The 15706-nt window shown below is 37.4% G+C and carries 13 protein-coding genes and 1 other annotated feature; all 13 genes read right to left on the reverse strand.

The genetic code is table 11. The features are described 5' to 3' along the window. Positions 1–116: 116 nt before the first annotated feature. Positions 117–1499: a YfcC family protein gene (locus ACZ2V4_RS02940; protein ID WP_219492363.1), complete on the reverse strand. Its 1383-nt coding sequence runs from the start codon at positions 1497–1499 to the stop codon at positions 117–119. 157 nt (positions 1500–1656) lie between these two features. Further along, positions 1657–2919, reverse strand: coding sequence for a bifunctional folylpolyglutamate synthase/dihydrofolate synthase (locus ACZ2V4_RS02945; RefSeq protein ID WP_420496067.1), 1263 nt, complete (start codon positions 2917–2919; stop codon positions 1657–1659). Between the two features lie 5 nt (positions 2920–2924). Further along, entirely contained in the window at positions 2925–5558 is a 2634-nt protein-coding gene (locus ACZ2V4_RS02950) for a valine--tRNA ligase (RefSeq protein WP_420496618.1), read from the reverse strand. 42 nt (positions 5559–5600) lie between these two features. Continuing rightward, positions 5601–5804, reverse strand: a binding site (T-box leader). Between the two features lie 42 nt (positions 5805–5846). Next, positions 5847–6914 carry an AbrB family transcriptional regulator gene (locus tag ACZ2V4_RS02955; protein ID WP_419895012.1) on the reverse strand — a complete coding sequence of 356 codons (1068 nt, stop codon included), beginning with the start codon at positions 6912–6914 and terminating at the stop codon, positions 5847–5849. A gap of 88 nt (positions 6915–7002) precedes the next feature. Then, positions 7003–7422 (reverse strand): hypothetical protein, encoded by a 420-nt coding sequence (locus ACZ2V4_RS02960; protein ID WP_419895013.1) that lies wholly within the window; start codon positions 7420–7422, stop codon positions 7003–7005. A gap of 97 nt (positions 7423–7519) precedes the next feature. Then, positions 7520–8803: a glutamate-1-semialdehyde 2,1-aminomutase gene (hemL, locus tag ACZ2V4_RS02965; protein ID WP_419895014.1), complete on the reverse strand. Its 1284-nt coding sequence runs from the start codon at positions 8801–8803 to the stop codon at positions 7520–7522. Continuing rightward, positions 8803–9786, reverse strand: a complete 984-nt coding sequence (gene hemB / locus ACZ2V4_RS02970; RefSeq protein WP_219492376.1) for a porphobilinogen synthase — start codon at positions 9784–9786, stop codon at positions 8803–8805. Before hemB ends, hemL begins: the two co-directional genes overlap by 1 nt. 15 nt (positions 9787–9801) lie before the next feature. Next, entirely contained in the window at positions 9802–10470 is a 669-nt protein-coding gene (locus ACZ2V4_RS02975; protein WP_420493805.1) for a uroporphyrinogen-III synthase, read from the reverse strand. Positions 10471–10485: 15 nt separating this feature from the next. Next, positions 10486–11409 (reverse strand): hydroxymethylbilane synthase, encoded by a 924-nt coding sequence (hemC, locus tag ACZ2V4_RS02980; protein ID WP_219492379.1) that lies wholly within the window; start codon positions 11407–11409, stop codon positions 10486–10488. Between the two features lie 9 nt (positions 11410–11418). After that, entirely contained in the window at positions 11419–12252 is an 834-nt protein-coding gene (gene ccsA / locus ACZ2V4_RS02985; protein ID WP_219492382.1) for a cytochrome c biogenesis protein CcsA, read from the reverse strand. Positions 12253–12260: 8 nt separating this feature from the next. After that, entirely contained in the window at positions 12261–13601 is a 1341-nt protein-coding gene (hemA, locus tag ACZ2V4_RS02990; RefSeq protein ID WP_219492384.1) for a glutamyl-tRNA reductase, read from the reverse strand. Between the two features lie 90 nt (positions 13602–13691). Next, entirely contained in the window at positions 13692–14279 is a 588-nt protein-coding gene (gene yihA / locus ACZ2V4_RS02995) for a ribosome biogenesis GTP-binding protein YihA/YsxC (RefSeq protein ID WP_219492388.1), read from the reverse strand. 84 nt (positions 14280–14363) lie between these two features. Beyond that, positions 14364–15620 (reverse strand): ATP-dependent Clp protease ATP-binding subunit ClpX, encoded by a 1257-nt coding sequence (gene clpX / locus ACZ2V4_RS03000; RefSeq protein ID WP_413474865.1) that lies wholly within the window; start codon positions 15618–15620, stop codon positions 14364–14366. Positions 15621–15706 lie beyond the last annotated feature (86 nt).

The raw sequence follows: 15706 nt of genomic DNA on the forward strand, positions 1-15706 counted from the left end.
AGACTCCTGTAGAATACAGAAATCTTGCTTTAATGAAAGTAGCTTAATAAAAAGTTCAACTTTTTGGGTTCACTACAAATTTATGCAGTTTTTTAATTTTAGTAATATTTTATTTTTTAAAGATACATATAAAGTATCAGTCCTCCAAGACATATCAAAATCCATATTGCAGAAATTCTCCAGACAAATTTCAGCCACTTATTATATGGAATACCAGCGACTGCTAATAAGCCCATAAGACTGGCACTTGTCGGAATGATATTGTTGCTGATTGCATCCCCATATTGGAATGCCATAACGGCAACCTGTCGATTAATCCCCAGAAGGTCACTGATAGGCACCATAATCGGCATTGTAGTCATCGCCTGGCCTGAACCAGAAGGGATAAAGAAGTTCAATATAAGCTGTGTCAGGAACATTGCGACTACTGAAAAGGCAGCGGGTAGATGGTCTATAAAATCTGTCATATGAAAAACAATTGTATCAATAATCTTACCAGAAGTGAGTACGACAACAATAGCCTTAGCAAAACCGACAATCATGGCACCAAACAGAATATCCTTCATACCTTCAAGCAATGCATCGAATGTCCCGTTAACCCCGAGTCCTCCAATGATTCCGACAACAATACCCATAATTAGAAAGTTTGCACTCATCTGTGTTAAAAACCAGCCAAACTTGAATATACCATAAACATTGATAATTATCGTTGCAGCTAGAATCACTAAGATAACAGCATGACGCTTTTTAAAAGAATCAAATTTAGTATCGAGCACATCATCACTCATTGTTCTTCTCTCTTCTACGTTCACATCATATAATAAACTTTTTTCGGGATGCGCCTTAACTTTCTTAGCATAATGCATTACATAAAGAATGCCAGTAAATAAGACAAGTAGATAGATCAAAGTACGATAGCCCCAACCAGAAAATAACGGTACTTCCGCTATACTTTGTGCGATTCCGACCGTGAATGGATTAATCATGCCACCTAAGAATCCAATCCCTGCACCTAGAGCGATCATTGCAGCTCCAACCATGGCATCATATCCTAGTGCTGTCGCTAATGCAATTCCAATGGGTACAAATATAATTGTCTCTTCACTAAGACCAATTGAAAACCCAAGAATACTAAACATAGTCATCGTAATCGGAATCAGCCATCTTCCATGACGACCGACACGTTCCATTAATGCGTTAACGCCAGTAGTAATGGCATCGGTGCGATGGATAATACCGAAAGCTCCACCGACGATAAATATATAGAAGATAATCTCTCCACCTTCTATTAGACCGTTCGGAATAGACCTAAATATCTCAATTGGTGCAACTGGTGATTGCGTTACATGATGATAGGAACCATTGATAACTTCTGTTCGGTCTTCTACTTTCTGACGTTCAAATTCTCCAGCAGGTATGATATATGTCATGAAAGCTGCGAGACAGACAATTATAAGCAGTAGTAAATATGTATGCGGCATCTTTAATTTAAAATTCATACAATTCCCCCTTTTTGTTAGCATTCCCTAATTTATAAAGTACATTCAAAAATTTCAGATTTTAAATGCATTTATTCTTCAGAATACAAAAAACTTTCGGCAATGTACGAATCTCTTAATTCCTACATTTTCCGAAAGTTTATTTTTTTAACAAAATTTATTGTCTTAATTTATCTTTAACGGCACTAATAAAATACAGGCTTCCTGTTACAAGCAGTACATCACCTTCATAGTTTCTGATAAAATCTGCGTAATCTTTTACCTTAATTCGTTTATCATGTTCGACATGTTCATATAAAGTGTCGAGCGGCAGCGCTTTAGGAAAATCAAATGTTGTCACATAGAAATGCTCGCTTATTTCTTCAAGCGACTTTAACATGCGACCGATTGGTTTTCCATCGATTGCGGAGAACAACACATCAATCTTATGACCTGCATAATGAGATTTCATCGTATCGACTAATACTTCAATTGATTCAAGATTATGTGCGCCATCCAATATAATTGTCGGATCCTCCTGAATTTTCTCTATACGACCAGTCCACGTTGTATCTTCAATGGCTTGAATCATTTTATTAAAGTCCAGAAGAAGCATACCTCTATCGTACATTTCAAGCAATGTAGCAATCGCGAGCGCTGCATTTTCCTGCTGATGCGCGCCGATCATCTTCAGTTCAATCGCCTCAAGTTCGTAAGATTTATATCGGAATGTAAATTCATTTCCATTTTGAATGAGTTGAATGTCACAACCAAGCTTAATCCCTTTGATATGCTTTTCAGCGACGACACCATCGATATACTCCTGTGCATCTTCATTCTTTGCCGCATAGACTAACGGTACGCCAACTTTAATGACACCCGCTTTTTCTTTAGCGATATCTAAATAAGTATCTCCGATGATATTTGTATGATCTAACCCAATCGATGTTAATATCGACATGACCGGTGTAAATACATTTGTAGAGTCATTCTTTGCTCCCAGTCCTGCTTCAACAATTACAAAGTCTACAGGATGAACTTCACCAAAATAGACAAACATCATCATCGTAATAATCTCGAATTCTGTTGCAGTACCAAGATCTGTTTCTACTTCCAGCTGTTCGCTTACTGGCTTCACAATGTCAACGAGTTGCACGATTTCCTCATCAGATATCGGCTGACCGTTTAAACTGATACGCTCGTTAAACGTTTCAATATATGGACTTGTAAATGTACCGACTTCATAATGGTTAGCTATAAGTGCATCTTTAAGATAGCTTACAGTCGACCCTTTTCCATTCGTACCTACAACATGAATACCTTTTATCTTGTGCTGAGGATTATCGAGTTTGTCGAGCATCCATTCCATTCGTTTTACACCAGGTTTAATACCGAATTTATAGCGTTCATGTATCCAATATAAACTCTCTAAATAATTCATAGTCATTACTTCCTATTCAATTGGTTTAGACGTTCCTGAACACTATTATATTTCTCTGTATATAGTGCCTGCTTTTCTTTTTCTTCATTGATAATTTTCTCTGGCGCTTTAGCGACAAACTTTTCATTACTTAGCTTCTTATCGACACGTTCTAGTTCTTTCTGCCATTTTTCAAGTTCTTTTTCAAGGCGTGCAATTTCTTTTTCCATATCAATCAGACCTTCTAATGGCAGAATGACAGAACCTCCTGTCACCGCAGTTGTGATTACTTCTTCTGGAATTTCTACATCCGTTGAAATCGTTAATGTAGATGGATTACAGAATCGCTCAATAAATGGACGTTCTGTTTCTAGACGATTTGAAATGGCTTCAGAATTTGTCTTAATCATCATCGGAATTTGTTTACTCATCGGCGTATTCACTTCGCTACGCGTATTACGCACAGCACGAATAATTTCCATCAACTGCTCCATATCACGTTTAGATTGTTCATTTGATAGTTCAGGTTTCACCACTGGCCAGCTTGCAGTAACAATTGAATCACCTGTTACCGGTAAGTTCTGCCAGATATGTTCAGTTACAAACGGCATAAACGGATGTAACATACGCATGATTGAATCTAACGTATATGCTAATACTGATCGCGTCATTTGTTTTTGTACTTCATCCTCACCGTTCATCGGAATCTTACTCATTTCGATGTACCAGTCACAGAATTCATCCCAGATAAAGTTATACAGTACACGACCTACTTCACCGAATTCATACTTCTCAGCAAGACGCGTAACGTCTGCAATAGTTTCATTTAAGCGTGTTAAAATCCACTCATCAGCTAGTGATTTCTTACCAGATAAGTCAATATGTTCAGCTTTAAAATCATCACCAATATTCATTAAGCTAAAGCGTGAAGCATTCCAGATTTTGTTGATGAAGTTCCATGCCGCTTCAACCTTTTCAGTTGAGTAACGTAAATCTTGTCCTGGTGAAGAACCTGTCGCTAAGAAATAACGTAAGCTATCTGCACCGTACTGATCGATAACATCCATTGGATCAACGCCATTACCTAGAGACTTACTCATTTTGCGACCATCTTCTGCACGTACTAATCCATGGATTAACACATCATCAAATGGACGTTTTCCTGTGAATTCTAATCCTTGGAAGATCATACGTGCTACCCAGAAGAATATAATATCATATCCCGTTACGAGGACATTCGTCGGATAAAACGTTTTATAGTCAATCGTCTCAGTATCTGGCCAGCCAAGTGTTGAAAATGGCCAAAGCGCACTTGAGAACCATGTATCTAGTACGTCTTCATCCTGTGTCCAGTTCTCTATGTCTGCAGGCGCTTCTTTACCTACGTAAAGTTCACCTGTTTCTTTATGATACCATGCTGGAATTTGATGTCCCCACCATAACTGACGAGAAATACACCAATCATGAATGCCTTCCATCCAGCGGTTAAATGTGCCTTCGAAACGATTCGGAACGAATTCAATGCGTCCCTCTGTTTTCTGGTTGTTTAATGCCTGCTCAGCAAGCGGTGCCATCTTAACAAACCATTGCGTTGAAAGATAAGGCTCTACAACTGCGCCACTACGTTCAGAATGGCCGACTTGATGCATATGACGTTCCACTTTCACAAGTTCTCCGCTTTCCTTCAAGTCAGCGATAAGCTGTTTGCGGCATTCGAAACGGTCCAATCCTTCATATTTACCACCTAACTTATTAATCGAGCCATCAGTATTCATCACATTGATGCGCTCTAAATTATGGCGGTTCCCGATCTCAAAGTCATTTGGATCATGTGCAGGGGTAACTTTCATTGCTCCAGTACCAAAGTCCATCTCAACATACTCATCTGCAAGTACAGGAATTTCTCGATTCATAATCGGTAAGATTACATTTTTACCAATCATTTCTTTATAACGTTCATCTTCTGGATGTACCACAACCGCAGTATCACCTAACATCGTCTCAGGACGTGTCGTCGCAATTTCGATAAATCCTGAACCATCAGCTAAAGGATAGTTAATATGATAGAACGCACCTTCAACTTCTTCATGAATAACTTCAATATCACTTAATGCTGTACGTGCTGCAGGGTCCCAGTTAATGATACGTTCCCCACGATAGATTAAACCTTTTTCGTACATCTTAACGAACACTTCTTTAACCGCTTCACTTAATCCTTCGTCTAATGTAAAGCGCTCACGTGAATAGTCTAGTCCAAGACCGAGCTTTGCCCACTGTTGACGAATAAATCCTGCATATTCTTCCTTCCATTCCATCGTATGCTCTAAAAATTTAGTACGTCCGATGTCGTGACGACTGACACCTTCTTCACGTAATTTTGCTTCTACCTTCGCCTGCGTCGCAATACCGGCATGGTCCATTCCAGGTAAATATAACGTATTATAACCTTGCATACGTTTCATACGTGTAATGATATCCTGTAATGTTGTATCCCACGCGTGTCCGATATGTAGTTTTCCTGTTACGTTTGGTGGTGGAATCACAATTGTATACGGTTTTTTGTCGCTTTTACTTTCTGCTTTAAATAATTCTTTCTCAACCCACTCTTTATATCTACCTGTTTCAACTGTATTTGGATTATATTTCGTTTCCATTATTATACCTCCACTCAATAATTTCAAATAAAAAAATCCATCCTATAACTATAGGACGGATTTACCGCGGTACCACCTAAATTCAGTATTGCTACTGCACTCAAAAGATTAACGCTCTTACACGTATTAACCTACTTTATTCAGCAAATAAACGCTCCAGGCTACCTTCACAAAATTGCATTATGCATTCTCACCAACCATGCACTCTCTATAAATACGCATCCGCTACTCTTCCTGATATAATATGAACTTAAAATAATTGTATTAGATTCATGATATATTGTCAATTTATATTCAAATATGACGTGCTCTATATTTAAGGTAGATGGATAGTAATGGTGTTACCACCAGCAAAATAATAAAAATCCTAAAAATATGATAACTTGAAATCATCGCTACGTTCGCTCCTGTTTCCAGTCCGACAATAATAATCTGAGCCATACCGCCTGGCGCTGCACTTAAAAAAAGATCATTAAAACTCTCATGCATAAAAAGATTCATTAAATACACAATTATAAATGTCCCTATAATCAATAGTAAATTCTGAATCAGCACGCCAATAAATAGCTGTCGATTAATTTGATAAGAAAGGTCATAGAGCTGTAATCCAATACGAATGCCAAAAAACATTTGAGCCAGAATAATTAGCGGTGTAGGAATCATGAAATTTATTCCGGTCGTTAAATTCCAGATCATCAGGACAGTTATCGGACCCATCATATCCGGTACAGGAAAATGTATGCGTCTATAAAGATAACCTGCAATTACCATCGCACCTATTAACAACAACATGGTTTGCAGATTTATAGCCTCCATCATGGAAGGCGTCTGGGATATTGTCGCATGATGCCCGCCTTCTGGAAGCAAAGAAGAAATGAAAGGTACAATCAACACAACAATCAGTATTCGCGAAGTCTGTGCTAATGTGACGACCAATAGATTGGCATGTTTATTCTCTTCTGCCATCACGATCATTTGATTAAGTGCACCTGGTATCGACGCTAAAATTGCTGTTTCGAGAGAACAGTTTAAAAAATGCTTTAACACAAAAGATATCATTATAGCTAACAAAATAACGAAGATACTTATTAATATGATGTACATTAATTCATCGTGAATATCAGCTACAATTTCTTTCGTAAAAGATGCTCCAATCTGAGCTCCTAGAATATATAGTCCGATTTCGCTTAACCACTTCGGCCATTGATATTCTCTTGAAGTAAACTTTCTCAGTAGCACTGTGGCAATAATCGGACCGAATAACCATGGTAAAATAAGATGAACAGTACTTAGGATCAGCCCCATGAGTAAGCTCACGATAAAAATAATGATGTAATTCAAAGGATCACCTGCCTTCTTCATACAAATCATACCATATTTAGGTATAATAATTATACTAACACGCTCAAAAAAAGTCTAAGACATATGTCTTAGACTTTAAGCAACATTTTTAAGCTACTAAATCAAAGTTGACGATTGATGCTAAATCAAATGATTTTACTTGTGCATCAGACGTTTTTTCTTCTGTAGCTTTTTCTGTTGTAGGAGCTTCAGTTGTTGCTTTTTCTTCTGTCTTTACATCTTCTTCAGCATCTTTATTATCATTACAGAACTTAAATAATAAAGGTATTAAAATCAGAAGAAGTAATAAAGGTAAGATCCATTTCAACGGATTACTTTTCTTCTCATGGTCTACATTATCTCGGTCTCCAATCACTTTATCGTGATGTTCACCTTCACGAACTTTTTGACCGTTTTTGTATGTATCTCCATCTGCTTGATGGGTTACATTTTCATGTCTATTCTTAGATGAATCATAGATGACTTCATTTTCTTTGTCGTTGCTGTTGCTGTTTTTGTTGTTTGTCATAATAACGACCTCCAGATTAGATTATGCAGCTTATTTCATCTACATATCAATCTATATCCTATTAATCACAACTCGAAACATTATTTTAATTTTTATTTTATAAAATGACAGTTAAAGATTTATCAAAAGCATTGATTGTTCTCTGAATATCTTCTTCAGTATGTTCAGTCGACAGGAACATCCCTTCGAATTGTGAAGGAGGTAGGAACACACCATTATTGGCCATCTCTTTGTACATAGCTGCAAATAGTTTTAAGTCAGACTTAGAAGCAATTTCAAAATTTGTCACTTTTTCTTCATTTAAGAAAAATCCTATCATACTACCAGCACGATTAATCGTGATCGGTACGTTATGTTTTGCAAATACATCCGTTAAGCCTGCTTCTAACATATCCCCTAAATGGTTAAAGTATTCATAACTTTCAGGTGTTAGTTGACTTAATGTATAGTAACCACCAGTCATCGCAAGCGGATTTCCACTTAATGTTCCTGCCTGATATACCGGACCACTTGGCGCAATACGTTCCATAATGTCTTTGCGCCCACCAAATGCACCTACTGGTAATCCACCACCGATAACTTTACCTAAACACGTTAAATCCGGAGTAACGCCGAAGTAACCTTGAGCACAGTTATAACCTACACGGAAACCTGTCATTACTTCATCAAATATTAATAATGCACCGTATTCAGATGTAATCTCACGTAAACCTTCTAAAAACCCTTCAACTGGAGGTACTACTCCCATATTGCCAGCCACAGGTTCTACAATGACACCAGCGATATCATCACCAAATTGTTCAAATGCAAGCTTAACAGCATCTAAATCATTATAGTGAACCGTAATCGTGTTCTCTGCAGTACCTTTAGGAACTCCAGGAGAATCTGGTAATCCTAACGTAGCCACACCACTCCCTGCTTTTATTAATAATGAGTCACTATGCCCGTGGTAACATCCGATGAATTTTAAAATTTTATTCTTACCTGTAAATCCTCTTGCTAAGCGAAGTGCTGCTAGTGTTGCCTCAGTACCACTTGAAACCATACGAACCATTTCAATTGAAGGTACACGTTCAATTACAAGTTCTGCCATTTTGTTCTCAAGTTCTGTAGGCGCACCAAAGCTTGTACCATTTAGTACAGCTTTATTTAACGCGCCCGTTACAGTGTCGTTTGCATGACCTAAAATTAACGGCCCCCAGCTTAGAACGTAATCGATGTATTCATTGCCATCAATATCATATATTTTAGAACCTTTCCCACGCTCCATAAATATAGGATCCATGTCTACACTTTTGAATGCGCGAACCGGACTATTTACACCACCTGGCATCAAATTGACTGCTTCATTAAATGCTTGCTTTGATTTTGAATAATCCATTAGTATTCTCCTTCGTCTAAGTATTTACAAATGTCTTTTGCAAAGTACGTTATAATCATATCTGCACCTGCACGCTTCATAGAAAGCATCTGTTCCATTACGATACGCTCTTCATCAACCCAGCCATTCATACTAGCTGCTTTTGTCATTGAATATTCACCACTAACATTATATGCTACAATCGGTACATTTGAGTTGTTACGCACATCACGAATAATATCTAAATAAGATAGTGCGGGCTTAACGATCATCATATCGCAGCCTTCTTTTAAATCACTTTCAAGTTCAAGCATTGCTTCAAGACGATTCGCCGGATCCATTTGATAGCTCTTACGGTCACCATGACTCGGTGCACTTTCTGCTGCATCACGGAAAGGTCCATAGAATGCTGAAGCGTACTTAATACCATAACTCATAATTGGGACATTAACAAAACCTGCCTCATCTAATCCTTTACGTATTTCTGTAACAAAGCCATCCATCATGTTGCTTGGTGCAATAATATCGGCACCCGCTTTTGCTTGAGAAACTGCAGTTTGAACGAGTAATGGTAGCGTTTCATCATTGATGACATCATGTGTATGTTCATCTAATACACCACAATGACCATGATCTGTGTATTCACATAGACATGTATCAGCAAGTACAAGCATATCTGGATATAGAGATTTTACCTTACGGGTTGCTTTTTGAATGATTCCTTCATCATCATAAGCACCTGTTCCGCATGCATCCTTACGGTTAGGAATACCAAACAGAATAACAGCGCGGATTCCGAGCTTGTATGCTTCGTGCACTTCTTCATCCATAATATTAAGGCTCAGTTGATAGATACCTGGCATAGACGAGATTTCTTTCTTTACATCATCTTTTTCTATTACAAATATCGGATAAATAAGGTCACGTTTATGTAACGCTGTTTCTCTAACCATATTACGCATATTGACTGAGCTTCTTAATCTTCTGTGACGATCAAAATTCATTATTTATACCTGCCTTTAATTTAATTTTTTAATTGTTTCATACATAGCGTACAATGTTTCTTGCTCACTAATTACGTGGGACACATTGTACTTTTGTAACGCTTCACTCGTAACTTGTCCAATCGCCATAACACGTACATCTTCCGATAAAGAAAAGTGCTGAAAATATGCATGAACAGATGATGGACTTAAAAACAATATCCAGTCGATAGTTCTGCTACGAATCATCTGATGAACACACATGACATTATCAAGATGCGGCTGTGGTTCATATAATTCTATTTTATCGACAGTAGCGATATTTTTCAAAGTTTCAAACATCAAGGGCCTTGCTTTTTTTGAAATGGGTAGACAAACTGTTTTATCTTGAAAGCGCGTGTCCATATCTTCTAAGAAATATTCCTGCTGAAAGCGACTCGGAACATAATCTACCTTAATATTCAGATTGGAAAGAGCCTCTTCTGTTTTCGTCCCTATCGCTGCAACTTGTTTATATTTTATATATGGATACATTTCAAAGAATAAAGTAACCGCATTTTTACTCGTAAAAATAAGCCAGTCATATTGTGCACGGATCGTTTCATCTAAAGGCAGCGCACAAATTTTAATCAATGGTTTATGCAGTACTGTCAATCCTTTATATGTTTCATTACGACTTCCTGTGTTCAATACAACCGGCTTCATTTTAATCAATCCTTTTTATACGTCTTGATTCAAAGTTTCAATAATTGCTTTTGCTCCGTTTTGTTCCATCGCTTTTGCCACCTGGGTACCGATTTCTACCGGATTACTGCCACTATGTGTAACTTTGTATTTTTCTTTCCCGTCTGGACTCATGATAAGACCTGTAAATTCAATTGACTCGCCAACCATCGTTGCATGACCTGCAATTGGTACTTGGCAACTACCATCCATCAATCTCAAGAATGTTCTTTCAGCTTCTGTGCAGATTTCAGTCTCTTCATCATGCACTGATTTTAATAATGCTAAAACTTCTGCATCATCACTTCTGCATTCAATACCTAATGCACCTTGGCCAATCGCAGGTAACATCAGTTCAGGATTTAGATATTCAGTAACAATCGACTTATCCCATCCCATTCGGTTAAGTCCTGCTGCAGCTAAAATAATTGCATCATAGTCTTCATCACGAAGTTTTGCAAGGCGTGTATCAATATTGCCTCTTATCCATTTAATTTCTAGATGTGGATATTGATCTAACAATTGGGCACCACGTCTTAAAGAAGATGTCCCTACAATACTTCCCGGCTTTAATTCATGTAACGGAATATGGTTCTTTGCAATATATGCATCACGCGCATCTTCTCGTACTGGAATACAGCCTAGTGTTAACCCTTCAGGTAACACACTTGGAACATCTTTCAGTGAATGAATCGCAAAATCGATTGTACCATCATAAAGTGCCTGTTCAATTTCTTTAACGAACAAACCTTTACCTCCAACTTTAGAGAGCTGAACATTCACAATCTGATCTCCTTTAGTCACAATCTCCTTAATCTCTATTTCAAGATTCGGATGCTTGCGCTTTAACTGATCAATAAATTGCTGACTTTGTGTCAGTGCTAGTTTACTTCTTCTTGAACCCACAATAATTTTTCTCATAACTGCCTCCTAATAGAATAGCTGATGAAAACCAGAAAATCTTGAAGCGACCATATAATTGATTAGCAACATCAAAAAAAGCATAACATTGATGTCCATCAGCAAGCGCATCTGCAGGAGTGTTTGCTGATGGAGATAAATATAGATAAAGTATCCAGTCAGTAATATAAGAGAGCCGATCACTTTCGAATCATACCATATGGCATTACCTTCAAAGGATAACCCCCAGTAGATGCCTAATATTAAAGAAATCAGCAAAAGGACCGAACCAATAATTGCAAACAAAAACGCCAGTTGGCTTAGGCTTGAAAGATCACTAATTCTAAAGAATTTCTGATTAAACTTCTTCTTCTTTAAATAGTTCATCTGCACAATATATAGTACTGCATGTAAAGATGAAACTAAAAACATTACATAGCTGATAATTGCAAGCGTGACATGTATCCATAAGAGTTCATTCATCATATGTGAGACCGTCGTATCTTGATAGAATTCAGCTGGATGAAACGTATGGATCATCATAAAGATAAAACCAATTAAGTTCATCATAAACACAAAAAATTCCGTTTTGATGAAACGTGAAAGTATGATAGAAAGTAATATAATCAGCCACGTGTAAAAATAAAAACCTTCTGTTAAAGTTTCAAAAGGCATCCGCCCTACGACGACTCTAAACAATAAAATTGAGCCTGTTTGCAGGACGAATACTAGCCATAAAAGTATGTAGCCTATTTGTTTAATCCGATTTGATTTCTGGACGAAATCAAGGAAATAACAAGCAATACTTATCATATAGATGATAAGTATTGCTTCGTGCATACGCATTAATAGTAATTCACTCATTCCATCACCTATTGCTCGGGATTAAAGACAAAACTGTTTTTTGAACGACGAACTTCCGGTTCATTGTTCTTTATACTTTCAACTTCATTCGTAATATTGAAAATCTCCTGGAAGAACTGCAGTTCCGCTGCTCTGTTCTCAGAACCACTCACTTCTTTTGCCTGTGAAATTGGATCTTTAAGAATCTGGTTAATTATACTCTTCATATGCTTTGAGATTACCTTACGATCGCGCTCAGAAAGGTCAGGCATCTTACGGTCGATACTCTCCATCGTTGTTTCCTGAATTCTTAATGCTTTCTCACGTAAAGCAGTAATAACAGGTACGACACCCAGCATATTGATCCAGTCTACAAAAGACATCACTTGTTTATCAATCATCGTATAGATTACTTGCGCTGCACGTTCACGTTCTGCTAGATTGGCATCGACTAGACCCTTTAGGTCATCTACATCATAATTAAAGATAAGATCGATATCATTTACTTTAGGATCAATATCACGTGGTACTGCGATATCAATTAAGACGAGCGACTTATTCTTACGTAACTTCATAATATCCTGCATCATCGGTTTCGTGATAATAAATTCCTGTGAACTCGTTGAAGAGATGACGATATCACTTTCAATAAGCGCACATTGAAGTTCTTGCAACGATACTTGACGACCGCCATACTGATCTGCAAGTGATTTCGCTTTCTCAGCTGTACGGTTGATGACCGTAATATCTGTTGCTCCCGAGCCGACTAAGTTTTGTAGTGCCAGCTCAGCCATTTCACCCGCACCAACAATCAATATTTTCTTATTTTCAAGCTTACCTAATATTTTCTTACTTAATTCCACAGCTGCATAACTTACCGATACTGCTTTTGAAGAAATATCTGTCTCAGCATGTGCACGCTTTGCAAGCGTAATTGCATCTTTAAATAACTTATTAAAAACAGTTCCGGTCGTACCTTCACTTTGTGCAAGCAGAAAACTATCTCGAATTTGTCCAAGAATCTGTGTTTCACCAAGTACAATTGAATCCAGTCCTGTGATCACTTTGAAAAGGTGATGGATTGCTTCATTGCCAACCTTTACATCCGTCACAGACTTAATCGTTTCGATATCAACATCAAACCATTCAGACATAAATGATTTTACGTAGTATCTACCTGTATGAACCTGGTCAGTAACAGCATAGATTTCTGTGCGGTTACATGTAGAAAGAATGACACCTTCTAGTATTGATTTTTGATTAATCAAAGCAGATAATGCCTGCTGAATTGATGATTCACTAAATGCCAGCTTCTCCCTCAAGCTGACATCTGCTGTCTTGTGATTAACACTCACAACAACAATATGCATATTAACGCCCCCATTTTTGCCATTGTTACTATTATAACATTTCGTTCCCTTTATGCTTTAATTCTGCCCGATTTCATAAAAAATTCACATTTATAGATATTTCTCGATTGCATTAAAAATCATCGGATTTTTATCTTTACTTAAAGCTGTATAGCTGATTAACGTATCTGATGGATCCATATCGAGATCCTGTTTGATTACCTTTAGATGTTTTTGAATTTTACCTTTAGGTATTTTATCTTCTTTAGTCGCAATGACGATTGTCGGTATATCATAATGCTTCAAAAAGTCATACATCAAACGATCATCTTCAGTAGGATTATGACGTATATCCACAAGCTGTATCACACATGCAAGATTATCACGAGTAGTAATATACGTCTCGATCATCTTGCCCCAGCGTTCTCTTTCCGTTTTAGAAACTTTGGCATAACCATACCCTGGTACATCTACAAAAACAAGTTGTTCATCAATATTAAAGAAGTTTAACGTCTGAGTCTTACCAGGCTTTGAAGAAATTCTCGCCATACTCTTTCGACCGATCATCGTATTGATAAACGATGACTTCCCAACATTTGAGCGTCCCGCTAATGCAACCTCTTTCAATCCTGTATCAGGATATTGGTCAGGTTTCACCGCACTAATAATTATTTCTACATTATTTGGATTTATATTCATTGTCGTCTCCTCTTCTTTCATCTCATCTATTATACATGAAATCATACAAAAAAGAGAATGTACTGTTTACATTCTCTTCATTGTTTATGCTGACGTAACTTCGATATTTATAAGTTCATCTTCAGTATTATAAAGTTCTGGAGACGCGCCATCTTCTATTGTCTCTTTAGTAATAACTACTTTTTTGACATCTGTTCTTGACGGAATACTGAACATAACTTCAAGCATACTTTCTTCGATAATCGATCTTAAACCACGTGCACCAGTCTTACGCTCGATTGCAAGTTCGCTGATTGCAGTTAATGCTTCATCTGTAAACTCCAGGGAAACCCCATCAATTTCAAGCATCTTCTTATATTGTTTGACTAATGCATTTTTAGGCTGAGTCAATATATTCTTCAGTGCATCAACATCTAACTGCTCTAGATTCGCAACAACTGGTATACGACCAATGAACTCCGGAATAAGACCATAGCTTTGTAAGTCTTCAGGTTTTATCTGTGATAACAGCGTCGCCTCGTCAATACCTTGTTCTTTAATACCAGTAAAACCAATTACTTTTTCCCCTAAGCGACGCTTAATCACTTCGTCGATACCATCAAATGCGCCACCTAAAATAAACAGAATATTCGTTGTATCAATTTGTATGAACTCCTGATTTGGATGCTTTCTTCCACCTTGTGGCGGTACACTTGCAACAGTACCTTCTAAAATTTTCAGCAATGCTTGTTGTACCCCTTCACCACTGACATCACGTGTGATGGATGTATTTTCAGATTTACGGGCAATCTTATCGATCTCATCGACATAGATAATACCTTTTTCTGCGCGTTCAACATCAAAGTCAGCTGCCTGAATTAAGCGCAGTAAGATGTTCTCTACATCTTCACCTACATAACCTGCTTCTGTAAGACTGGTTGCATCTGCAATTGCAAATGGTACATTAAGAGAACGTGCTAGCGTTTGAGCAAGTAAAGTCTTTCCGCTACCTGTTGGTCCGATTAATGCGATATTACTCTTTTGTATTTCCACACCATCTTCATCATTCAATGGATTAAATATACGTTTGTAATGATTATAAACCGCCACTGCCAGGGCTTTTTTCGCTTTGTCTTGTCCAATAACATAAGCATCCAGTAACGCCATCATTTCGTGTGGTTTTGGAATTTCAGTAATCTCTTCGTGTTCAACAGTCTTTAGCTCTTCAGCTACAATCTCTGAGCATAATTCAATACATTCATTACATATATATACGCCACTTCCTGCGACTAATTTCTTAACCTGATCTTGATCTTTTCCGCAGAAAGAACATTTTAAGTTTTCTTCTTCATTATTATACACTCTTAACACCCCTATTCTTAAAAGAATATACTAAACATTTACAATGATTGCAAATGATTAAACTAAAATTAAAAAACACGGACGAA

This window comes from Macrococcus sp. CoH-51_TC_04, from assembly GCF_058188655.1.